At 69.8% G+C, this 22,393-nt stretch carries 18 protein-coding genes and 3 pseudogenes; 8 read left to right on the forward strand and 13 right to left on the reverse strand.

Annotated elements, in window-relative coordinates; genetic code table 11:
* Nucleotides 1–48 precede the first annotated feature (48 nt).
* Nucleotides 49–900 (forward strand): helix-turn-helix transcriptional regulator, encoded by an 852-nt coding sequence (locus IE142_RS11440; protein ID WP_191885633.1) that lies wholly within the window; start codon nt 49–51, stop codon nt 898–900.
* A 328-nt stretch (nt 901–1,228) separates the two neighbouring features.
* Here the strand turns inward: IE142_RS11440 and IE142_RS11445 are convergent, their stop codons facing one another.
* The gene (locus IE142_RS11445; protein ID WP_191885634.1) at nt 1,229–2,371 is read right to left on the reverse strand and encodes an FAD-dependent monooxygenase; all 1,143 of its coding nucleotides are present in this window, start codon (nt 2,369–2,371) and stop codon (nt 1,229–1,231) included.
* 169 nt (nt 2,372–2,540) lie between these two features.
* On the opposite strand from IE142_RS11445, the gene IE142_RS11450 reads away from it, so the two are divergent.
* Both IE142_RS11450 and IE142_RS11455 read left to right on the forward strand, forming a co-directional pair.
* Nucleotides 2,541–2,885 carry an ArsR/SmtB family transcription factor gene (locus IE142_RS11450; protein WP_043377992.1) on the forward strand — a complete coding sequence of 115 codons (345 nt, stop codon included), beginning with the start codon at nt 2,541–2,543 and terminating at the stop codon, nt 2,883–2,885.
* 451 nt (nt 2,886–3,336) lie between these two features.
* On the forward strand, nt 3,337–3,996 hold the full coding sequence (locus tag IE142_RS11455; RefSeq protein WP_229830363.1) for a restriction endonuclease: 660 nt from the start codon (nt 3,337–3,339) through the stop codon (nt 3,994–3,996).
* A 226-nt stretch (nt 3,997–4,222) separates the two neighbouring features.
* Here IE142_RS11455 and IE142_RS11460 read toward each other — a convergent pair whose 3' ends face one another.
* The gene (locus IE142_RS11460; protein ID WP_191885635.1) at nt 4,223–5,230 is read right to left on the reverse strand and encodes a BtrH N-terminal domain-containing protein; all 1,008 of its coding nucleotides are present in this window, start codon (nt 5,228–5,230) and stop codon (nt 4,223–4,225) included.
* 625 nt (nt 5,231–5,855) lie between these two features.
* On the opposite strand from IE142_RS11460, the gene IE142_RS11465 reads away from it, so the two are divergent.
* On the forward strand, nt 5,856–6,812 hold the full coding sequence (locus IE142_RS11465; protein ID WP_043382850.1) for a LysR family transcriptional regulator: 957 nt from the start codon (nt 5,856–5,858) through the stop codon (nt 6,810–6,812).
* Here the strand turns inward: IE142_RS11465 and IE142_RS11470 are convergent.
* Together IE142_RS11470 and IE142_RS11475 are read right to left on the reverse strand one after the other, a co-directional pair.
* On the reverse strand, nt 6,761–7,507 hold the full coding sequence (locus IE142_RS11470; protein ID WP_191885636.1) for an SDR family oxidoreductase: 747 nt from the start codon (nt 7,505–7,507) through the stop codon (nt 6,761–6,763). The two genes, IE142_RS11465 and IE142_RS11470, sit on opposite strands and share 52 nt — an antisense overlap.
* A 56-nt stretch (nt 7,508–7,563) precedes the next feature.
* Nucleotides 7,564–8,334, reverse strand: a complete 771-nt coding sequence (locus IE142_RS11475) for an SDR family oxidoreductase (protein ID WP_191885637.1) — start codon at nt 8,332–8,334, stop codon at nt 7,564–7,566.
* A 1,094-nt stretch (nt 8,335–9,428) separates the two neighbouring features.
* Between IE142_RS11475 and lplAB the strand changes: the two genes are divergently transcribed.
* Nucleotides 9,429–10,493, forward strand: a complete 1,065-nt coding sequence (gene lplAB / locus IE142_RS11480; protein ID WP_191885638.1) for a lipoate-protein ligase LplAB — start codon at nt 9,429–9,431, stop codon at nt 10,491–10,493.
* Nucleotides 10,494–10,579: 86 nt separating this feature from the next.
* Nucleotides 10,580–11,120 (forward strand): annotated as a pseudogene (locus tag IE142_RS11485) (lipoate--protein ligase family protein); the annotation flags it as partial.
* A gap of 25 nt (nt 11,121–11,145) precedes the next feature.
* On the opposite strand, the pseudogene IE142_RS38735 reads toward IE142_RS11485, so the two are convergent.
* A pseudogene (locus IE142_RS38735) lies at nt 11,146–11,359 on the reverse strand (response regulator transcription factor); the annotation flags it as partial.
* Between the two features lie 159 nt (nt 11,360–11,518).
* On the opposite strand from IE142_RS38735, the gene IE142_RS11490 reads away from it, so the two are divergent.
* Nucleotides 11,519–12,181: a hypothetical protein gene (locus tag IE142_RS11490; RefSeq protein WP_043378009.1), complete on the forward strand. Its 663-nt coding sequence runs from the start codon at nt 11,519–11,521 to the stop codon at nt 12,179–12,181.
* Here IE142_RS11490 and IE142_RS11495 read toward each other — a convergent pair.
* The 8 genes and pseudogenes from IE142_RS11495 to IE142_RS11525 all read right to left on the reverse strand — a co-directional run bounded on the left by IE142_RS11495 (nt 12,172) and on the right by IE142_RS11525 (nt 21,504).
* Nucleotides 12,172–13,716, reverse strand: coding sequence for an NCS1 family nucleobase:cation symporter-1 (locus IE142_RS11495; protein ID WP_191885639.1), 1,545 nt, complete (start codon nt 13,714–13,716; stop codon nt 12,172–12,174). The genes IE142_RS11490 and IE142_RS11495 overlap by 10 nt on opposite strands.
* A gap of 102 nt (nt 13,717–13,818) precedes the next feature.
* Entirely contained in the window at nt 13,819–14,841 is a 1,023-nt protein-coding gene (locus tag IE142_RS11500) for a TIGR03842 family LLM class F420-dependent oxidoreductase (protein WP_191885640.1), read from the reverse strand.
* 11 nt (nt 14,842–14,852) lie between these two features.
* The gene (hydA, locus tag IE142_RS11505; protein WP_043378015.1) at nt 14,853–16,256 is read right to left on the reverse strand and encodes a dihydropyrimidinase; all 1,404 of its coding nucleotides are present in this window, start codon (nt 16,254–16,256) and stop codon (nt 14,853–14,855) included.
* 33 nt (nt 16,257–16,289) lie between these two features.
* The gene (locus tag IE142_RS11510; protein ID WP_191885641.1) at nt 16,290–17,132 is read right to left on the reverse strand and encodes a nitrilase-related carbon-nitrogen hydrolase; all 843 of its coding nucleotides are present in this window, start codon (nt 17,130–17,132) and stop codon (nt 16,290–16,292) included.
* Nucleotides 17,133–17,246: 114 nt separating this feature from the next.
* Nucleotides 17,247–18,845: a PucR family transcriptional regulator gene (locus IE142_RS11515; RefSeq protein WP_191885642.1), complete on the reverse strand. Its 1,599-nt coding sequence runs from the start codon at nt 18,843–18,845 to the stop codon at nt 17,247–17,249.
* A gap of 107 nt (nt 18,846–18,952) precedes the next feature.
* Entirely contained in the window at nt 18,953–20,236 is a 1,284-nt protein-coding gene (locus IE142_RS36510; RefSeq protein WP_229830412.1) for an aspartate aminotransferase family protein, read from the reverse strand.
* A gap of 66 nt (nt 20,237–20,302) precedes the next feature.
* Nucleotides 20,303–21,073, reverse strand: a pseudogene (locus tag IE142_RS36515) (nitrilase-related carbon-nitrogen hydrolase); the annotation flags it as partial.
* 179 nt (nt 21,074–21,252) lie between these two features.
* Nucleotides 21,253–21,504, reverse strand: coding sequence for a helix-turn-helix domain-containing protein (locus IE142_RS11525; protein ID WP_191885644.1), 252 nt, complete (start codon nt 21,502–21,504; stop codon nt 21,253–21,255).
* Between the two features lie 63 nt (nt 21,505–21,567).
* On the opposite strand from IE142_RS11525, the gene map reads away from it, so the two are divergent.
* The gene (gene map / locus IE142_RS11530; protein ID WP_191885645.1) at nt 21,568–22,344 is read left to right on the forward strand and encodes a type I methionyl aminopeptidase; all 777 of its coding nucleotides are present in this window, start codon (nt 21,568–21,570) and stop codon (nt 22,342–22,344) included.
* The last annotated feature ends 49 nt before the right edge of the window (nt 22,345–22,393 follow it).

The raw sequence follows: 22,393 nt of genomic DNA on the forward strand, positions 1-22,393 counted from the left end.
ACAGGCAGTACCAGGCTCAAGCCGCCCGGTGGCGCGCACACTGTGCGTATGGACAAGCACGAACTCGGGGCATTCCTGCGCAGCCGGCGTGAGCGGCTCCGCCCGCAGGACGTCGGCTTCCCCACCGGACCACGCCGTCGCACGCCAGGTCTTCGCCGCGAGGAATTGGCAGTCCTCGCCCACATCTCCACCGAGTACTACATCCGCCTCGAGCAGGGCAGGGCACCGCGCCCCTCGGGTGACGTCCTGGCCGCGATCGCCAGCGCGCTACGGCTCACCGACGCAGAGTCCGACCACCTTCACGTCCTCGCGGGTACGGCGCCGAACCGCACCCGACTGCACCGGCGCGACGTCCGCCCCAGCATCCTCGCGCTGCTCGAGCGGCTGCCCCACACGGCCGGCATCGTGACGTCCGCCGTGTTCGAGGTCCTCGCGTGGAACAGCCTCGCGGCGACGCTCATGGAAGACTTCACCCCGCTCGGCCCGAAGGACCGCAACCTCGCACGCCGGGTCTTCCTCGGCGCGAGCTCCACCGGTGGGCCACCGTACGGGGCCTCCGACGCCGCCGGATTCCGGCTGAATGTCGTGACGCAGCTCCGCGTCGCCCTCGCCCGCTACCCGGAGGATCCCGTGGTGAACGGCCTCGTCGACGAACTCCACGACGGCAGCGCTGACTTCGTCCGCCTCTGGGAACGCCACGACATTCAACCACCGCCCACGCTCACCAAAACCTTCCGCCACCCGGCCGTCGGTGAGGTCACGGTCGACTGCGACACCCTCATCCTCGCCGACCACGACCAGTGCCTCGTGCTCTACAGCGCACCACCGGGATCCCCCAGTGCCGAAGCCCTGACCCTGCTGCACGTCCTGGGAACAGAGGCCGGCCAGTACGCGCCGTGAACGCCACAGCTGGCCACCGCACGCCCTGTCACGGACAGGGCGGCACGTCGCCCCGGTCGTCGGGGGTCCACTCGTCCGGCACCGCTACCGGGGGGTTCCGTACTCGACCTTCCGTGGGCAGTGTGCGCTGCCCCCGGGTCGATGAGGCGTTCGGCCCGATGGCGCTGCCGGTCCCGCTCAGCCGTCGGCACGATCATGACCTGAGGGCGAAGTGAGGCCCGCCCCAACCGGTGGCGGCCACTACCTGCCGAGCGATGCCAACGACGAGGGAAGTCACCGGCACACCCTGGTCGTGCCGAGCGCCGGGACCGGTCGGTGCCGGCTCGGTCTACCGGTTTACGGCTTCGCGAGAGGCGATGCGGTTCGTCCGAGCGACCGCTCGGCCCACCGCGTTGCGCACCGCGAGGCCCGGCCGGGTGCGGGGCACCATGAGCCTGGAGAGCAGACCGACGCGTCGCTGCCGCGGACCTACCTCACGGCGGAGCCGCGACTCGTAGGCGGCGAAGGCGCGAGCGTGATCACCGGGATGGGCGGCGAGCTCCTCTGCGAGGGCGTGCGCGCCCGCCATCGCCATGCTGGACCCGTCGCCCAGCAGGGCTGTCGCCGCCGCCGCGTCCCCGAGCAGTACGACCCGTCCGCGGGACCACGAGGGCACCCGGACGGTGGTCAGGGGGTCGAAGAACGGCGCCGGGTGGTCGAGGAACGCCGCCACGAATTCCGGTGCCCGCCACCGCACGTCGGCGTAGGCGTCGGCCACGGTCCGCTTGTGCAGGGCGATGTTCTTGCGGTCGTGGGGCGTCGGCTGCACGGCCCGGAAAGTGAAGATCGCGAGCGGAGTGGTCCGCGAGGGGTGGACGACCAGCATCCGATTCGGCACGGTCAGCATCGTCATCTCGCTCGGGTCCTCGATGGCCTCGGGTTCCAGCGGCACGGTCGCGCCGTACAGGCCCAGATCGCTCGCGAACTGCCGCTCGGGTCCGAATACCAGGCGCCGTACGGTGGAGTGCATCCCGTCGGCACCGACTACCAAGTCGAAGCGCCGTGGCGCGGACCGCCGGAAGGTGACGTCTACACCACCTCCGTCCTGCTCAAGAGCGGTGACCGTGTCGTTGAACACGAACTCGGCCTCGGTCCGCGCCGACCGGTGGAGCACCTCGGACAGGTCGGCTCGGGTCACCTCGACCGTCGGCGCCTCGTCCGATGCGAGCGGGATCTGCAGGATGCGCCTGCCGCCGGGGTCGAGCAAGGTCAGTGACCGATTGCGGGTGGCGAGCCCGCGGAGTTGCGGAAGGATGCCCATGCGGTCGGCGACCGGGATCGCGGGCCCCTTCACGACGATCGCACTACCACCGGAGCGCAGCTGCCGGGCATGTTCGACGACCGTCGGCCGGTACCCGTTCCGGGAGAGCCAGTACGCGAGTGCGGGCCCTGCGATTCCGGCACCGACTATCAGCACTTCGGGCTTCTTCATGACGATGACCTCTCGGAGAGTCGATGAGCAGGTCCCGGCGAGTGCCGGGGCCGGGTATCAGGGCGCGGCGGCGCGGGGCAGCGACATCGGACCTAGGTACGAAAAATCTCGTACCTCAGTGGAGCACATCCTCAGGTACGATTCAAGTCATACCTGAAGGGGGTGCCGCGTGACCGGGAAGAACCTGGCCGGCCCGAAGACCGACGTGCTCGATCTGGGTGCGGTGTTCCGCGCCCTCGCCGACGAGCACCGTCGTTCGGTGATGACGCAGTTGGCCGCCGACCACAGCGACAACGAGCGGGGCTGCAACTCGTTCGATCTCCCGATCTCGAAGCAGACCCAGACTCACCACTTCCGCGTCCTGCGCGAGGCAGGTCTCATTGACGAGATCGACTACGGCAACCGCAAGGGAATCCGACTACGACGCGCGGACATCGAGAAGAGATTCCCCGGACTGCTCGCGCTCCTGGAGGCAGAGCCCTCGGGGGGACCGCTCGTCGCTGAGCGCGGCTGAGTACACCGGAGGGGAGTCCGAGTCAGCCCTGAGCCACGCGCTCAACCGACAGCTCGCGCCCGGCCCGCAGGTAGCCGAGCACGATGCGGGCACAGAGGGGATCGGCGCCACACTGGCCACCCGATATCCGGAGCGGAGCACGCGGCGGCGCCGACTGAGCGTGGACCGGCAAACCCTTCCCGCCCATCGACCGGATCGCCGCTGACCGACCGCACCACTCCGCTCGCGGTGTCACTGACCGGCCGACACCGCAACGGCGTCATCCAGCGCCTGCCCCTGCTCGACAAGGATCTGGCAGTCGCCGGCCCCCCGCCTGATCCGGCCAGTGGCCGACTCCGCGCTCTACTCGGGCCTGCCTTCGTTGGTCAGACTGCGGTATCGAGGTGGCCGGGGGCGGGAGGCAGGTATGGCGGCTCGGCGTGGACGAGGTGCGGCTGCGCGAAAGCGGAGGGTGGCCCGGCTGAAGCGGGCGTCGGTGTGCGGGGCCATCGCCATAGCTCTCCTGGTGATGTTCTGGTCGGTGGTCTGGCCCTACGTCACCGGGGCACTGCTGCTGAGCGGCGTGGTAGCGGCCGCTTGGTGGCTATGGCGCACTGACCGGCTGGTACGCCAGAGGGACCACCTGTGGCGTCAGGCCGATCTGATCAATGCCGGTCGACGGACGCTGCCCGAGGTTGACGCGATGACCGGTACGGAGTTCGAGGAACTGGTCGCGAGCCTTTGCCGACGGGACGGGTGCGTCGAGGTACGCCGGGTGGGCGGCGCGAACGACAACGGGGCCGATGTCCTCGGCCGTCTTCCGGACGGCCGCAGCATGGTGATTCAGTGCAAGCGATACGCACCGACCAGCACGATTGCGAGCCGCGAACTGCGTGATCTGCTGGGAGCCCGGGTGCATTTCGGCGCCGATCTGGCCGTCTTCGTGACGACCACCCGGTTCAGCCGTCCGTCGGAGAAGTTCGCGGTACAGCACGGGATCCTCGCCATACACCGTGACCACCTCGGCGCGTGGAACGGGGGAGCCTCCTTGATGTCGCTCGCGGACATCAACGGTGCCGGCCAGGGGGACGCCCGGCACCGGACACGCTGGAAGCAGGCATACAGCAAGTAGGCCGCCGTAAGGGCAGGGAAGCGGGACCGCTCCCGGCTCAGGTCCGACTCGTGCCGTACACCCTCCAAGCCGGCCAGCGGATGGCTTCCCCTTCCTCGTGTCCGCCGCTCAGCAGATCCCGTCGGTGCAGGGCCAGCCGCAGATGGTGTGCCGCATCGATCTCTTCCTCCGGCCCGCGATCGGGCAGTATGGCGTTATGGGACGACGTCCTGCCGTCGTGTACTCCTCAGCCCGACAGGTCCAACAGGCGTTGCATCAGCTGCTGCTCCTTGTCCGCGGCCTCGCGGACGATCTTCGACGCGCTGTTGAGGGATCCCCGGGAAGACGAAGCACCCGCCTCGTTCACGAGTGCGGCCACTTCGGTCCACTTCTTCGACACCTCGCGGTAGGCGTCCGAGGTCTCGTGGAATTCATCGATCCCGGTGATCTCGGCCGTCTCCGCGAGGAATTCCGCCCACATCTTGCGGAACAGGCCCCCGCCCGTTCCTGCGTCCTCCATGATCGTGCTGATCTCCGAGAGGCCGTCGGCGGGCGAATCGAGGTCGTCCAGCCACTGCGGCATCAGGTCGGCGACTTTGTGCATGCCCTTGTACCCGAAATTGGAAATCGGCGGATCGAGGAAGGTCTCCGCCGCTGTTCTGATGCCGTTGAGCGCCGCTCTTTCCAGGTCGGGGAGGCCGGCCTTCGGAAGGTCGAGGGTGAAGGCGCGGTTGCGTGAACTCATCGGACCGCGGGGATTTCGCGCGGTCGCGAGGGATTCGCCGGAGGCCCATTGCAGGCCGAGTGGCTGGGTCTCGACCAAGGCGAAACGGTCGTCGTCATATCCGACGCAGGCGACATAGTGTGCCGCGAACCGGAAGGCGTCGGTGGAGTAGTCGAGGCAGTAGCGGTCGAGCTTGAGTCCGACAAGGGTACCGGAGTCAAGCTCGGCCAGCAGATGGTCCCGCGCCCGCTTCGCCGATGACGTCTCGTAAACGGACAGCCTCAGTTCCAGCGCGTCCGCGAGATTGTCCGTCAGCGTGTCGGGCTTGATGCGGCCGCCGACGAACGGCGTCGGCATCTGCTTCGTCCGCCAGTAGATGAAGGACAGGCCACCGGCGAGCCCGAAGACGAACGACTCCGACAAGTCGACCTCTCGCTGCCGCAACAGATTCACGAGCGTGGTCGACTCGCAATGCCGGCCGACGTACGGCTCTGCTTCCAATAGCGACACCTTTACACGCCCCCCTTCCATCGCGAAGAGCGTAGCGCAACCCTCAGAAGTTCGATTGCGGACACCAAGATCAATAGAGTTCACCCGCTCACATCGGCGACACGTCGCAGCATTCTTCGCCACCAGCGGGTTCGCCCCCATCGAACGGGCCCTGACGGACACTGCCTGGCCCTGCTGCAAGATCTTCGCCTGGCAGCAGCCCATGGACGACCGAAGCGCAACCGGCAAGCTCACCCGCGACTACCGACTGGAGATCACGGCAAGGTCGAACGCTCCAACCGGATCCTGCTCGATGAATGGGCCGATCTGTCGTCCTACACCGGCAACACCGACCGGGCTGTGGGACGTGCGAGGGCCCTGATGGTCACCGAAGTAGCTCTGGCTTCGCCTGACTGGGCTACCGAGCCATCCTGTGCCGGGGCGCAGGAACGGGAATACGGCTTGGTCGCGATCGCGTTGCCGCTTCCGCGGTGGACAGTCGTCGGTGTCCGTGGCCGAGGACGTTGTGGCTGTTCGGGGGCCATGCCTGAGCTGCGCTGCGGCTGGTGGCCGGCCGTTACGGTGTGGGGCGGTCTCGTCGGGCACCGTGCAGGACTCCAGGTACGACGCGGTGGGCCGTGGCCCGGCCCGAGGGGAGGCTGAGAAGGTGACCATTCGTCAGTTCGAGTACGCCCTGGCTGTGGCGGAGGCAGGCTCGGTAACGGCGGCGGCGGAGTCGTTACGTGTTGCCCAGCCATCGGTGTCCCAGCAGATTCGCGGCCTGGAGCGGGAACTCGGTGTAACGCTGTTCGCCCGAACGTCGGCCGGGCTGGTGCCCACCGCGGTCGGTCGCGCATTCCTGCGGGACGCGGAGGTCGCGGTGAGGGCGGCGCGGCGGGCGAGGGCGACAGCACGGGCCGGTGCCGATGAGCTGGAGGGCGAACTGGTGGTCGCGGCGCAGATGGGACTGGGCACCCGGCAGCTGCCGGGCGCGCTGAGCGCGTTGCGCCGCCGTTTCCCGCGGCTGGAAATCACTGTGTTCGAGGAGGCGAATCCCGCCGAGCTGGAGCGGCTGGCCCGCCGGGGCGTGGTGGACCTCGGCCTGATGGGCGGGCCGTGCAAGGACGGCCTTTACGAGGGCCACCACCTCGGCGACGAGGAGTTCGTCGTGGTGCTGGGTTTCGAGCGGGCGCGGCTCGCCGCGGACCGGGTCGAACTGCGCGAAGTGGCGCGGGAGCCGTGGATCAGGTTCGACCACGGCAGCGCGCTCGACGGAGTGCTGCGGGACGTCTTGCGGGACAACGGACTGGCCCCGACCACGGTCGCCCGCGTCTCCCAGACGGCGACGGCGGTGCGCTGGGCCGCCCACGGGCTGGGGGTGACTCTCGTACCGGCCTCCGCGGTACCTCCTGGGTTCGAGCACCTCACGCGTCCCGTCCTTCCCGCCGTTTCCATGCCCACCGTCGCTGCGGTCCGGCCCGGCGCGGGCCCGGCGGAGATGGCCCTGCTCGGCTTCCTGCGTGAAGAGACCTGGCACTACACCGAATTCTCCGCCAACAGGTCAGGGCTTACTCACAACTGGGTGGCGCCTCCGTCCACTGCCAACTCGGCGCCCGTGGTGTAAGTGGCGTCGAAGGCCAGGAACGCCACGGCCCTGGCGACTTCCTCCGGAGCCCCGAAACGGTGCATGGGGTTATCCGCGACCCGTTCCGCCTTGAACTGATCCGCGGCCTCTTTGGTCATCGTGTTCTCCAAGATCCCCGTGTCGACCGGGCCGGGGCTGACCGCATTGACGCGGATCTCGCGTGGAAGGAGCTCGCGGGAGAGACTGCGGGCCATGGAGCGCAGCGCTGCCTTACTGGCCGCATAGACGCTGGACTCCAGCAAGCCCATGGCGTTGGCGACCGAGGTCGTCAGGACGACGCCGGCGCCCGTGCTCAGCAGCGGGGCGAGCTTCTGCACCGTGAAGAAGGCACCCTTGACGTTGATCGCGAACGATTCATCAAACATCTCCTCGGTCGTCGACACGAAGGGCGTGGGGATGGTGACACCCGCGTTGGCGAACAAGGCGTCCACCGTTCCGAGTTCGCCCCGTACGTAAGCAGCCAGAGCGTCCAGGTCGGCCAGCGAGGCCACGTCGCTCCGGAAAGCCAGCGCGTTCTTGCCGAGGCGCTCCCTGGCGGCGTCGAGGGTGCTCTGGGAACGGCCGGATATCACCACGCGTGCCCCGGCGTCCACCAGCAGCTTCGCCGTCGCGAAACCTATGCCGCTGCTGCCGCCCGTGATCACTACGTTCTTGCCGCTGTATGTCTCGTTCATTTCCAGGATCCCTACTTCTTCGATTCCCCGTCCAGTCCTTCCCCACTGCCTCGGCGTCAGCCCACGGGGAACTCGCCGCCGTCCACCGTGAGAGTTCTTCCGGTCAGCCAGCTCGCTCGGCCCGATGCAAGGAACAACACCGCGTCCGCGATGTCGTCGGGCCGGCCATCGCGCCCCATCGGAGGGGTGGTGTCCTCCTGGTCCGCCCCCTCGTCAAGGCTCATGTGCTGTTCCCGCGTTGCCTCGCCGCCGGGGGTGGCGATCCTGCCGGGGGACACCGCGTTGACCCGGACCCCGGACGGAGCCAGCTCCAGAGCCAGTCCCCTGCTGTAATTCTGCAGCGCCGCCTTCGCCGCCGTGTAGTGCAAGAAGGCCGGTGCAGAGGTGGGAACGGCGGCCGAGGAGACGTGCACGACCGCACCCGAACCCCGCTCCCGCATCCCCGGAGTCAGCAGCGAGTCCAGCCGCACCGACGCCAGGTAGTTCAGATCCAGCTGGTCCTGCCACTCCTCGTCGGGGATGGCCAAGGCGCTCCTGAAGGGCCGCGCTCCACCTGCGTTGTTGACCAGAACGTCCACCCCACCGAGGGCCTCCTGCGCGGCCTCGGCGACTGCCTTCACTCCGGCCTGCGTCCGCACATCGGCCTCCACGAAGGCCACACCCTCCGGCACCGTGCTCGCCCGCGACCTGGCGGTAGTGAGCACCTCGGCGCCCGCGTCCAGGAACTGGCGCACGACAGCCGCGCCGATTCCGCGCGAACCGCCCGTGACCAAGACTCGCTTTCCTGCGAATTCTTGCACCCTTGAATCAAAATTGGCTGTGGTCATGCCGCTTGCCCTCTCAAATGCGAATCGGTCATTCGACTTCAAAGGGAGACAAGTACGGGGGCTCTGATACTGGGGCCGGGTACGCATCTTGCCTCGTCGAGAGGTTTCACCGTAGAGCCGGAAAGGAATGGGAGGCAAAGACGAAAAATGAGCACATGCTATAGGGGTTGCCTATAGGCAGGCCTTGACGGTGCGACTGGCCTCGCTGGGGCGGGGGTCTGCGATCCTCCACATCGCCGGGCCGGAGAGGTAGGGAACCCCACAGCCGGCGCCCCAGGCCGCTGTGAGCAGACGGACGCCGATGGAGGCGGGCCGGCTCATGCCACCGGAGCGTGCCCGAACCCGCCGGAGGCATGTCGAAGACCACCTTCGGCTTCGGTAAGGCCTCGAGTATCTCTTCGAGCCGGACGTTCTCGTCGAGGTCGAAGCAACCGCGCCCTCAGCTGAACTCTCAGTCGGTTACCTCTTGGACTCCTGCCAGGAGTGTGCGCGGTTGGCAGTGAAGCGTCTCCCAACCTCAGCCTCCACAGGACAGCACGCCGGCACACCGTGGGTGGCGGTCGAGCACTGTCTGCTCCACCCAGGGCGGCGGGCAGCCTGCCGACCGCCGCTGGGTGGACGGCCACGAGATCGTCCCCGTGCGGAATCACGACTCCGTGGATGCGCGGGCGGCGCAAGCCGTGCAGCCAGGAGATCGTTCGCCAGCGCGAAACCCGCGCTGCGGCCAATCCTCGGCACCGTGTCAGCTGTGTCGAGGTCGACGGCGACAGGCGGAGCGAGCAGTCTCCGCGGAGCCACCCCGCCTCGCCGTCCCAGGGGCCTTCAGTGCTGTCAGAGGGACCTACGAGGACTTCCCGCCGCCTAACGCGACAAGCTCCCCAGTCGGCGGCAGACAAGTCGGCTGTACGCCGGGCCTGTTTCCCACAAGGAGGCAGTCGGACAGCATGTCGGCATCATTCCCCCTCCAGTTCCCTCGGGGCCGCATCGCCCGTTACGGACGGGCATTAAGGTGCAATCCAAAAGATGTACGCATCTGTCCGAACGCAGAGCAGCAGGCTCAGGACACGTACAGCGCACTGGAAGGAAACGAAGCCGTGCATGGCGAGTACAAAGTGCCCGGCGGCAAGCTGGTCGTCGTGGATCTGGATGTCGAGGACGGTGTCCTGCGCAACGTACGAGTCGCCGGGGATTTCTTCCTGGAGCCGGACGAAGCGATCCTCTCGATCAACACAGCCCTTGAGGGTTCACCCTCATCGACGGACGCCGCAGGGCTGGCTGCCCGGATCACGGCGGCGCTGCCGGAGTCGACCGTGATGTTCGGGCTGACGGCAGAGGGGGTCGGCATCGCCGTCCGGCGTGCTCTGGCCCACGCGACCGAGTGGAGCGACTACGACTGGCAGCTGGTGCACATGGAGCCGCAGGCACCGGCCCTGCACATGGCGCTGGACGAGGTGATCACCGCCGAGGTGGCCGCCGGGCGGCGAGCCCCGACCCTACGGGTATGGGAGTGGGCCTCGCCTTCAGTGGTGATCGGCAGCTTCCAGTCCCTGCGGAACGAGGTGGACCCCGAAGGGGCCGCGAAGCACGGGATGACCGTGGTTCGCCGTATTTCCGGTGGTGGGGCCATGTTCGTAGAGCCCATGAGTACGATCACGTACTCCCTGTCCGTGCCGGAGTCCCTGGTCTCGGGCCTCTCTTTCGCAGACAGCTACGCCTACCTCGACGACTGGGTGCTCGGCGCACTCGGCGACATGGGCATCAAGGCCTGGTACCAGCCCCTGAACGACATCGCCACCGAGGCCGGCAAGATCGCCGGTGCGGCCCAGAAGCGTGTGGTCGGCCCTGATGGCGGCCCTGGAGCCGTCCTCCATCACGTGACGATGTCCTACGACATCGACGCCGACAAGATGCTGGAGGTGCTGCGCATCGGGCGGGAGAAGATGTCCGACAAGGGCACCAAGAGCGCCAAGAAGCGCGTCGACCCGCTCCGCCGGCAGACGGGCCTCGCGCGGGAGCAGGTCATCGAGAACATGGTCGCCTCCTTCCGCAACCGCTACGGACTGACCACCGGCGAAGTCACAGCGGAGGAGATGACCCGCGCGGAGGAACTGGTGCGGACGAAGTTCTCGACCGAGCAGTGGACCGCGCGCGTGCCGTGAGCGCCGCGCCCTGCCGGGTACCGCCTCGCACCCGGCAGGGCGAGCAGGCCCCTGCCCGTGATCAAGCCGGCTCGTAGCGTCGTCCCGGTCCGACCTTCGTGGAGCCCGGCAACCCGATCACCTACTCGCTGTCGGTGCCGGACGCGCTGGTGCAGGGGCTCTCCTTCCAGGACAGCTACGCCTACCTCGACGACTGAGTGCTCGACGCGCTCGGCGAGCTGGGGATCCGCGCCTGGTACCAGCCGCTGAACGACATCGCCACCGACCAGGGCGAGGTCGCGGGCGCCGCGCAGAAGCGCGTCGTCGGTCCCGGTGGCGGCCCCGGTGCCGTGCTGCACCACGTGACCATGTCCTACGACATCGACGCCGACAAGATGCTGGAGGTGCTGCGCATCGGGCGGGAGAAGATGTTCCGACAAGGGCACCAAGTGCCCGAGGAAGCGGGTGGATCCGCTGCGCCGGCAGGCGGGGTTGCCGCGCGAGGCCGTGATCGAGCGGATGATCACGTCGTTCGGCGGCCGGTACGGGCTCACCCACGGCAAGGTGACCGACGAGGAGCTGGCGCGGGCCCGGGAGCCGGCGCGCACCGAGTTCGGGTCCGCGGAGTGGACGGCGCGGGTGCCGTGAGCGGACGGAGGACCGGGGGTGCGCATCAGCGCCGCCGCGCCTCCACCAGCCCCGACTCGTAGGCGAAGAGCACCAGTTGCGCCCGGTCCCGAGCGCCGAGCTTGGTCATCGCCCCGGCTGACGTGCGTCTTGGCGGTCAGCGGGCTGATCACCATGTTGCTGCTCCCGTTCGCCACCGGCAGCGGGGCTCGGCGGGCACGGGCGGACGGGTGACGGTGACGGCCGTCCGGCCGTGAGACCTGACGCGGACGCACCGGCGCACCGGCGCACCGGTATGTCTGCGTCACCGGGCGGCCACGCACCGAGTTCGCCCTTCCGCCCCACAGGGACTCGTGTGACACTGGCGTCCCGTCCGCAGTGCGGACCCCCTCCGCACCGTCCCCCACGAGAAGTGCGCCGTGCGTTCTCTTCCCCTGCCGCTCGCCCTGACCGCGCGTCTGGCGCCGGTCGCCGTGCTCGCCACGGCGGGCTGGGCACTGTCGTCCGGGCCGGACACGACACCGGCCGCCAAGGACGAGACGCCGCCCGACACCACGAACCGGCCCGCCTCCGCCCCGGCGACCGAGGCGGTGACGAAGACGTACGCCACCGCCCCGGCGCCCTGCGAGAGCCTGGCCGAGAAGACGGTCACCTCGCTGGTGCCGGGTGCGGAAGAGGCCGGCAAGGAGATCCCGTCGACGGACACCGAGGTGCGCCGCACCTGTTCCTGGAACGCGCTCAAGGGCTACGACTACCGCTGGCTCGACGTCTCCTACGAGGTGATGAAGTCGGACGAGGCGGCGAAGAAGTCGTACGCGGAACGGGTGGCCGACCGGAGCGGCGGCGGCGAGATCCCCGGACTCGGCGACGCCGCGTACTCCGTCGTGAACCTCACCACCGAGGACGAGCAGCAGACGCGCGAGGGCACCGTGCTGGTCCGCGCCGCCAACGCCCTGGTGGTGATCACCTACAACGGCAGTGACTTCGAGTCGAAGAAGGCGCCGAGTACGGAAGAGATCAACAAGGGTGCCATCAAGGCGGCCAAGGAGGCGGTGACCGCCCTGGAGGACGGTCAGGGCTGAGCCGGTCCGGCAGCCGTGCGGGGCCGGGTCGCTGGCAGCAGCATCAGCGCCAGGTACAGCACCATCGAGGTGCCGAGGCCCACCGCCCAGCCGTAGTCGGCCAGCGGTTCGAGGAAGGGCACGGGGCGGCCGTCGATCAGCGGGTGGAAGTCGGCGCCGCCGATGGCCAGGACCCCTCCGACGGCGAAGGCGAGGACCGCCCGCCAGTTCCAGCCGCCGCCGTACCAGTAGCGTCCGCCGGGGCGGTACAGGTCGACGAGGTCCAGTCGGGCGCGGCGCAGGATCCAGTAGTCCGCGATGAGGATGCCGGCGACCGTGCCGAGCAGTCCGCCGACCAGGCCGAGCCAGGTGAAGATGTAGCCCTCGGGGTCGGAGTACAGCTTCCACGGGAAGATCAGCACGGCGAGGACGCAGGTGACGATCGCGCCGGCCCGGAAGCTGACCTTGCGCGGCGCGACGTTGGAGAAGTCGAAGGCCGGTGAGACCAGGTTGGCCGCGATGTTCACGGACAGCGTCGCCACCAGGACGGTGACGAGGGCGAAGAGCAGCCCGACCACGTTGTCCGTCTTCGCGGCGAGCTTCACCGGGTCCCAGATCGGCTCCCCGTACACCGCCTGCGAGCCGGAGGTGACCATCACGGACAGGAAGGCGAACAGTGTCATGGTGGTCGGCAGGCCGAGGGCCTGCCCGCGGGTCTGGGCCTTCTGGCTCCTGCCGTAGCGGGTGAAGTCGGGGATGTTGAGCGACAGCGTGGACCAGAAGCCGATCATGCCCATGAGGGAGGGCCAGAACAGCGCCCAGAAGTCCGCTCCCCAGCCGAGCTTCGACGGCTGGTCGAAGAGCGGGCCGAAGCCGCCCGCCTTGTCGGTCATCCACCACAGCATCACGAACGCGCCGACCAGGACGAAGGGCGCCGCCCAGTTCTCGAAGCGGCGGATCGTCTCCATGCCCCGGTAGATGATGACGACCTGGATCGCCCAGAAGATCGCGAACGACAGCCACATGGTCCAGGGGTGACCGCCGAAGTGCCCCGCGTCCGTCCAGCCGTCGCCGATCAGCTTGCCGGCCAGGAAGTAGATCGCCTCGCCGCCGATCCAGGTCTGGATGCCGAACCAGCCGCAGGCCACCAGCGCCCGCACCACCGCGGGCAGGTTGGCGCCGCGGATACCGAAGGAGGCTCGGGCGAACACCGGGAACGGGATGCCGTACTTGGGGCCCGCGTGCCCGGTGAGCAGCATCGGCACGAGCACGATCACGTTGGCCAGGGCGATGGTGAACACCGCCTGCTTCCAGTCCATGCCGACGGCGATGAGGCCGGAGGCCAGGGTCCAGGAGGCCGTGTTGTGGGCCATGCCGACCCACAGGGCGGAGAAGTTGTACGTGGTCCAGGTGCGCTTGTCCACGGGGACCGGCAGCAGGTCCTCGTTGGCGTAGGGGCCGCTCGGCGGCGGGGAGCCGGGGGCGAGCTCCACGCGCCCGTCGGGGAGGGTGACTTGGGCGGACGGCGGTATCGCCGTGGGCGCGGTGTCGGTCATGGGCAGGCCAATCGTGCGGTGGGACGGGAGAGGCCGTGCGGGCGGTGCGCGGGTGCGCCCTGGGCCCCCTTCCCCGAGGACGGGAAAGGGGGAAGGGAGGAGTCAGCCGTTGACGGCCGGGATGATCTTCGTGCCGTAGGCGTCGATCACGGCTTCCTGCGCGTCGTGCATGTCGTAGAGCGCGAACTGGTCGACGCCGAGGGCGCGCAGGGCTTTGAGCTTCTCGACGTGCTTCCCGGCCGGCCCGATCAGGCAGAACCGGTCGACGATCTCGTCCGGCACGAACCGGGTGTCCGGGTTGCCGCTGCGCCCGTGGTGGGCGTAGTCGTAACCCTCGCGGGCCTTGATGTAGTCGGTGAGTTCGTCGGGGACCGCGCCGGTGTGGGCGCCGTACTTGTCGACGAGGTCGGCGACGTGGTTGCCGACCATGCCGCCGAACCAGCGGCACTGCTCGCGCGCGTGGGCGAGCGCCTCGGGCGAGTCGTCGGCGGTGACGTAGGCCGGGGCGGCGACACAGATCGTCACCTCGTCCGGGTTCCGTCCGGCGGCCACGGCGGCGTCCTTGACGGCCTTGACCATGTACTGGGTCAGGTAGAGGTCGGCGAGCTGGAGGATGAAGCCGTCCGCCTCCTGGCCCGTCATCTTCAGGGCCTTCGGGCCGTACGCCGCCATCCACACGGGGACTTCGGCGCCCGGTTTGATCCAGGGGAACCGGACGGCGGTGCCGGCGCCGAGGTCGGCCTCCTCTCCCCTGCCCAGCGCCCGGATGACGTGCATGGCCTCGCTGATGCGGGCCAGGGTGTTGGGTTTGCGGCCGGCGACGCGCATCGCTGAGTCGCCGCGTCCGATGCCGCAGACGGTGCGGTTGCCGAACATGTCGTTGAGGGTGGCGAAGGTGGAGGCGGTCACCTCCCAGGTGCGGGTGCCCGGGTTGGTGACCATCGGGCCGACGATGAGCCGCTCGGTGTGGGCCAGGATCTGGCTGTAGATGACGAACGGTTCCTGCCACAGCACGGAGGAGTCGAAGGTCCAGCCGTAGTCGAAGCCGTTGCTCTCCGCCCGTTTCATCAGCTCGACGACGCGGGTGGCCGGCGGGTCGGTCTGCAGGACGAGTCCGAAGTCCATGGGCACCGCTCCTAGTTCAGGTACTGACAGGTGGCGCGCGGGGTGTAGACGCCGTGGCCCTTGCGCCCGGTGTACTCCCGCTCGGTGACGACCGGCACGCCGCGCGAGAGCACGGTCTCCACGCGGCCGGTGATCCGCTTGCCCTCGTACGCCGAGTAGTCGACGTTCATGTGGTGCGTCTCGGCCGAGATGACCTGCTCGGCGTGCGGGTCGTAGACGACGATGTCGGCGTCGGCGCCGGGTGCGATGGTGCCCTTCTTCGGGTACAGGCCGAACATGCGGGCCGGGGTCGCGCAGGCGATCTCGATCCAGCGGCGGCGGCTGATGTGGCCGTCGACGACGGCCTGGTGGAGCAGGTCCATGCGGTTCTCGACGCCGGGCATGCCGTTGGGGATCTTGGAGAAGTCGCCACGGCCCAGCTCCTTCTGGCCGGTGAAGCAGAAGGGGCAGTGGTCGGTGGAGACCACCTGGAGGTCGTTGGTGCGCAGGCCCCGCCACAGGGCCGCCTGGTGTTCCTTCGGCCGCAGCGGGGTGCTGCAGACGTACTTGGCGCCCTCGAAGTCCGGCTCGGCGAGGTTGTCGGTGGACAGGAACAGGTACTGCGGGCAGGTCTCGCCGAAGACGTTCAGGCCCTCGTCCCGGGCCCGGGTCAGCTCCGCCACCGCTTCCGTCGCCGAGACGTGCACGACGTACAGGGGCGCGCCGGCCACCTGGGCGAGCTTGATGGCCCGGTGCGTCGCCTCCGCCTCCAGCAGCGCCTTGCGGACCTCGCCGTGGTAGCGCGGGTCGGTCTCGCCCCGGGCGAGAGCCTGTTCCACGAGCACGTCGATCGCGATGCCGTTCTCGGCGTGCATCATGATCAGCCCGCCGTTTCCGGCGGCCCGCTGCATGGCCCGCAGGATCTGCCCGTCGTCGGAGTAGAAGACGCCCGGGTAGGCCATGAACTGCTTGAAGGAGGTGACGCCCTCCTCCACCAGCAGGTCCATCTCCTTGAGCGTCTTCTGGTTCACGTCCGAGACGATCATGTGGAAGGCGTAGTCGATGGCGCAGTTGCCTTCGGCCTTGGCGTGCCAGGCGTCCAGGCCGGAGCGCAGTGAGTGCCCGACGCTCTGGATGGCGAAGTCGACGATCGTGGTCGTACCGCCCCAGGCGGCGGCCCGGGTGCCGGTCTCGAAGGTGTCGGCGGCGTAGGTGCCGCCGAAGGGCATCTCCATGTGGGTGTGGCCGTCGACGCCGCCCGGGATGACGTACTTGCCGCTCGCGTCGACGGTCCGCTCGGCCGTGAAGGCGTCGGCGGCCGGGGTGCCGGTGGCGGCGAGGGCGGCGACGCGGCCGTCCTCGATCAGGACATCGGCGTGGATCTCGTCGGACGCGGTGACGACGAGGCCACCGCGGACGACGGTACGGACGCTCATGCTGCTGTTCCCTCCTGTCAGGAGCCCCGTCGGTCAGGGCGCGGTCAGCGGGGAGTACGCCCCCGGCGCGCGGTCGCGGTAGAACTGCCAGCGGTCGCGGACCTCGCGCAGCTTGCCCATGTCGAGGTCGCGGACGACGAGTTCGGTCTCCTTGTCGCTCGCCACCTCACCGACGAACTGCGCCTCCGGGTCGACGAAGTAGGAGGTGCCGTAGAAGTCGTTGTCGCCGTACTCCTCCACTCCGACCCGGTTGATGGCGCCGACGAAGTACTCGTTGGCCACGGCCGCCGCCGGCTGCTCCAGCTGCCACAGGTAGCCGGACAGGCCGCGCGAGGTGGCCGACGGGTTGAAGACGACCTCCGCGCCCTGGAGGCCCAGCGCCCGCCAGCCCTCCGGGAAGTGCCGGTCGTAGCAGATGTAGACGCCGACCTTGCCGACGGCGGTGTCGAACACCGGCCAGCCGGAGTTCCCGGGACGGAAGTAGAACTTCTCCCAGAAGCCGCGCACCTGCGGGATGTGCGTCTTGCGGTACTTGCCGAGGTAGGAGCCGTCGGCGTCGATGACGGCGGCGGTGTTGTAGAGGACGCCGGGCTGCTCCTCCTCGTACATCGGCAGCACCAGCACGATGCCGTGCTCGCGGGCCAGGCGCTGGAAGCGCTCGACGATCGGCCCGTCGGGAACGTGTTCGGCGTAGGCGTAGAAATCGGGGTCCTGGACCTGGCAGAAGTACGGCCCGTAGAACAGCTCCTGGAAGCACATGACCTGTGCGCCCTGGGCGGCGGCGTCGCGCACCGCCTGTTCGTGGACCTGGATCATCGATTCCTTGTCGCCCGTCCAGGCGGTCTGGAAGAGCGCGGCACGGATCACTCGGCTCATCTTCGGCCTCCACTCGCTCGGTGTGGCGCTCGGTGTAGGGCGAGACTAGGGACGGCGGCCGGCCGGTTTGAGTGGCACGGTGTCACGTCTGTCGGGGGCGGGCATTGCACGGTGTCACCCCTGCTGCGCGTCGTGGGCGAGGAGCGCGATGTGCACGGAGGCGGCCTGTTCGAAGTCGTCGAGGTCGACGCCGAGGCGTCCCTGTATGGCCTCCAGGCGGCGGTAGAGGGCGGGGCGGGAGACGTGGTGGAGCTGGGCGGTGCGTGACTTGTTGCGACCGGTGGCGAGGTAGGTGCGCAGGACGGCCAGCAGGTCCTCGTCGGGGCCGCCGAGCAGGCCGTCCAGCTCGCGTTCGGCGAAGGACTGCACGCGCGGGTCGTCGCGCAGCAGCCGGACCAGGCCCCGCAGGTGGATGTCACGCAGCCGCACGACGGGCGGCAGGTCGAGGCCGGGCGCGGAGTCGGCGACGGCGTCGGCCACGTGCCGGGCCTCGCGCAGACCGGCGGGGACGTCGTCCCAGGCGGCGCGGGCGTCGGCCGCCGCCACCACGGCGCGGGAGGCATCCGGCTCCGAGCGCAGCCGGGCCGCGAAGTGCGCGGCGAGCGCCCTGGCGTCCTGGTCGGGGGCGAGGCTGAGCAGCACGGTGACGCGGTCGTCACCGAGGTCGGCGGCGACCCCGGGCAGGCCCAGCAGCCGCAGGACGCGGTCCAGCAGGGCGGCATCGCCGCCGCGCACGACCAGCGGGACGAAGACACGCCGGTTGACCGGCAGTCCGGCGGCCCGCGCCCGGGGCAGCAGCTGCCGCGCCGGCACGGCCCCGGTGACCAGATCGGTGAGCAGGTTGCGCGCGGACTGCTCCTCCCAGGAGTCCCAGGAGCCGCCGGGGCCCTGAACGTGGGTGCCGTCGCCGCCGAGCATGCGGTGCAGGACCAGCGCCTCGGCGGCGCGGTCGGCTAGCAGGCGCCCGGCGGCCCGGTCGCCGCGGTAGCCGCACAGCAGCAGCCGTCCCCAACGCTCCCCGCGGCAGCTCAGCTCGGCGCGGATCCAGCCGTCGGCCGATCCGGCACCGGCCTGGCGGGCGATGCGCTCCCAGTCCCGCAGTACGTCGTCGACCGCCGCCCGCTCCCCCGCCGTGGCGAGGACGCGGTGGGCGAGGTTGGTGACGACGACCGGGCAGCCGCCGTGCCGGGCCACCTCGTCGAGCAGGCGCTGCACGGGGGCGCCGGCGGTGATCAGGCCGGTCAGTTCGGTGCGTACGGCCTCGGAGAGGCTGACGGCGGCGAACTTGCGCCGCAGCAGCCGGGACTGCACCTCCTCGGTGAGTTCGGCGAACGGGGAGGGGCGGTGCAGGACGACCATGGGGAGCCCGCAGCGCTCGGCCGCCCGGCGCATCCCGTCGGGCGGGGTGGGGAAGGCCCGGCCGAGGCCCAGCACGACGGCGGACGCCTCGGCCCGGTGCAGGGAGCGGACGTACTCGCCCTGCTTGGCCTCGTCACCGGCGAGCAGCACCCCGGTGGTGAGGACCATCTCGCCGCCGGTGAGCATCACTCCGACGTCGGCGGCCTCGGCGACGTGCACCCAGCGCACGGGCCGGTCGAGCCGGTGGGCGCCGGCCACCACCTCGGGCTGCCCGGCGAGCACCCGCTCCAGAGTGAGGACCTGCCGGACCGACAGGGCGGGTTCCCAGGGCTGCTGCCCCAAGGCGGTGGTCATGGCGGCGCCTCCTCGGCTCGGGACGCGGCGGTCGGGTGCTGTGCGGGCGCGCGTTCGTCAGGGACGGTGCGTGGGGCACGTTCGTCAGATGGCGGGCAGGGCGTTCGTCAGATGCTCCGCAGGGCCCGCTCCAGGATCGCGGCGCCCTCCTCGGCCTCCGCGACGGTGAGGGACATCGGCGGTGCGACGCGCAGGACGCTGGTGCTGTGGCCGCCGCCCTTGCCGACGAGCAGCCCACCGGCGCGGGCCTCCTCCAGGACGGTGGACGCGGCCTCGGGGGCGGCCTCGTCGGTGCCGGGCCTGGTCAGCTCGATGCCGATCATCAGCCCTCGCCCGCGTACCTCGCGCACGTGCGGCACCCGGGCGGCGACCGCCCGCAGCCTTTCGATGAGCAGTCCGCCGACGCGCCGGGCGTTGCCCTGGAGGTCGTGCTCCAGGAGGTGGTTGAGGTTGGCAAGGCCGGCGGCCATGGTGACCTGGGTGCCGCCGAACGTGGAGATGCTGTTGGCGTCGAGGCAGTTCATGATCTCGGCGCGGGCGATGACGCCGCCGACCGACATGCCGTTGCCGATGCCCTTGGCGAAGGTCACGATGTCCGGCGGGCCGCTGCGTCCGTGGGCCTGCCAGCCCCAGAAGTGCTCGCCGGTGCGGCCCCAGCCGGTCTGCACCTCGTCGGCGATCCACAGGATGCCCCGCTCGTGCAGCACCTCGCGGAAGGCGGCGTACAGGCCGTCCGGCGGAGAGGTGAAGCCGCCGACGCCCTGGACGGGTTCGGCGATCAGCGCGGCGGGCGGGCGGGTGTGGCCGAGGAGGTCCTTCAAGTCGGCGACGCAGGCGTCGATGAAGTCCCGGTCGTCGAGGTGGGCGTAGGGGCCGCGGGTGCGGACGCCGCCGTGGACGTAGAGCGTCTGGAGCGGGGAGAGCGAGGTCGGTGACCAGCCGCGGTTGCCGGTGATGCCGACGGAGCCGAAGCTGCGGCCGTGGTAGCTGTTGCGCATCGCCAGGATCGTGTTGCTGCGCCGGTGGGCGGTGGCGAGCAGCAGGGCGGTGTCGTTGGCCTCGGTGCCGGAGGTGGTGAAGAAGACGCGGGCGTCCGGGATGCCGGAGACGTGGGCGATCCGCTCGGCGAGTTCGACCATGGGCCGGTTCAGGTACAGGGTCGAGGAGTGGATGATCCGCCCGGCCTGCTCGCTCACCGCCTTGGTCACCTCGGGCAGGGCGTGCGCGGTCATCGTGGTGAGGATGCCGCCGAAGAAGTCGAGGTACTTGTTGCCGGCGGAGTCCCAGACGTGGCGGCCCTCGCCGTGGGTGATCTCCAGCGGGTCCTCGTAGTAGAGGGCGAGCCAGTCGGGCAGGACGGAGCGGTGCCGGGCATGGAGGTCCTTGGTCACGGCTGCACCAGCCCTTCGTAGGCGTCGGGGCGGCGGTCTGTAGAAGGCCCACTGCTGCCGCACCTGGTCGATGAGGTCGAAGTCCAGGTCGCGGACGACGAGTTCCTCCTCGGTGTCACTGGCGACGTCGCCGACGAACTGGCCACGCGGGTCGACGAAGTACGACGTGCCGTAGAAGTCGTTGTCGCCGTACTCCTCCTGGCCGACCCGGTTGATCGCGGCGACGAAGTACTCGTTGGCGACGGCCGCCGCGGGCTGCTCCAGCCGCCACAGGTGGGCGGAGAGGCCGCGATGGGTGGCGGAGGGGTTGTAGACCAGCTGAGCACCGCCGAGCCCGAGTTGGCGCCAGCCCTCCGGGAAGTGCCGGTCGTAGCAGATGTAGACGCCGACCTTGCCGACTGCGGTGTCGAAGACCGGCCAGCCGAGGTTGCCGGGCCGGAAGTAGAACTTCTCCCAGAACCCCTTGACCTGCGGGATGTGGTGTTTCCGGTACGTGCCGAGGACGGTGCCGTCAGCGTCGATCACGGCCGCGGTGTTGTAGTAGAAGCCGGACTGCTCGACCTCGAAGACGGGGACGACGATCACCATGCCGGTCTCGCGGGCGAGGGCCTGCATGCGGCGGGTGGTCGGGCCGTCGGGCACGGGCTCGGCCCAGCGGTAGTGCTCAGGGTCCTGGACCTGGCAGAAGTACGGTGCGTTGAAGACTTCCTGGAAGCCGATGACCTGGGCGCCCTGCCGGGCCGCCGCGCGGGCGTGCTCCTCGTGTTTCGCCACCATGGACTCGGGGTCGCCGGTCCAGGTGGCCTGGACGAGAGCGGCGCGTACGACGTTGGCCATGAGCTGCTCCTTCGACACGACGTCAGAGCCTCTACGCCCGTAGAGCAGGCCGTAGAGGGACGAACGTAAGCCTGGCCGCAGGGGCTTGCCAAGACCATCGTCGTCAAGGCGCGGTGTCGATCGTGTTTCGCACTCCTGTGGGTGAGCGCGCGCGGCTCGGGCAGCCGGGTGCGGCAGCCTCAGGCCGCCGCGGGCTCGCACCTCCCGACCAGGTCGTCCATGGACAGCCCCAGCGCGCCGGCCAGCGCCGCCACGGTGAAGAACGCCGGGGTGGGCGCCCGGCCGGTCTCGATCTTGCGCAGGGTCTCGGCGGAGACGCCGGCCACGGCGGCGACCTCCGTCATGCTCCGTTCGCCGCGGGCCGCGCGCAGCAGGCGGCCGAGCTGTTCGCCGCGCTCGCGCTCTTCGGGGGTGAGTGGGGTGCGCACCATGCCGTCATTCTAATACCGGTCCCGCGCGATCGACCCAATTCAAATACCGGTATAGTAATTGGCATGGTGGAACTGAAGACAGATACATCGATCGACGCCATGCACGCGGCCGGCCAGGTCGTCGCGCGCGCCCTGACCGCCGTACGGAAGGCGGCGGACGTCGGCGTGTCCCTGCTGGAGCTGGACGCGGTGGCGCGCGAGGTGCTGCGGGAGGCGGGCGCCGGGTCGCCGTTCCTCGGCTACCGGCCCGCCTTCGCACCGACGCCCTTCCCCGGTGTCATCTGCGCGTCGGTGAACGACGCGATCGTGCACGGCATCCCCGACGGCTACCGGCTGCGCGACGGTGACCTGGTCTCGATCGACTGCGGGGCGACGCTGGACGGCTGGGCCGGCGACTCGGCGGTCAGCTTCGTCGTGGGCGCCCCTCGCGCGGCGGACGTCACGCTGATCGAGACCGCGGAGCGAGCGCTGGCCGCAGGCATCGCGGCGGCCGTCGTCGGCAACCGCATCGGCGACATCGGGCACGCCATCGGCACGGTGTGCCGGGCGGCCGGTTACGGAATCATGGAGGATTTCGGCGGCCACGGCATCGGCCGGCACATGCACGAGGACCCGGGGGTGCCCAACGAAGGCCGCCCGGGGCGCGGGCTGCCCCTGCGGCACGGCATGGTCATCGCCATCGAACCCATGCTGATCGGCAGCGGCCGGGACGACTACCACCCCGCCCCGGACGGCTGGACCCTGCGCACGAACGACGGCTCGCGGGCGGCCCACGTGGAGCACACGGTGGCGATCACGGAGGACGGCCCGCGTGTCCTGACGTCGCGGGACGGCCTCTGAGGCACCGCACGACCCGGGCGTGAAGCACTCCGCACGCCCGGGCCCCGCC

Source organism: Streptomyces mutabilis (assembly GCF_014649815.1).
Lineage (GTDB): Bacteria > Actinomycetota > Actinomycetes > Streptomycetales > Streptomycetaceae > Streptomyces > Streptomyces mutabilis.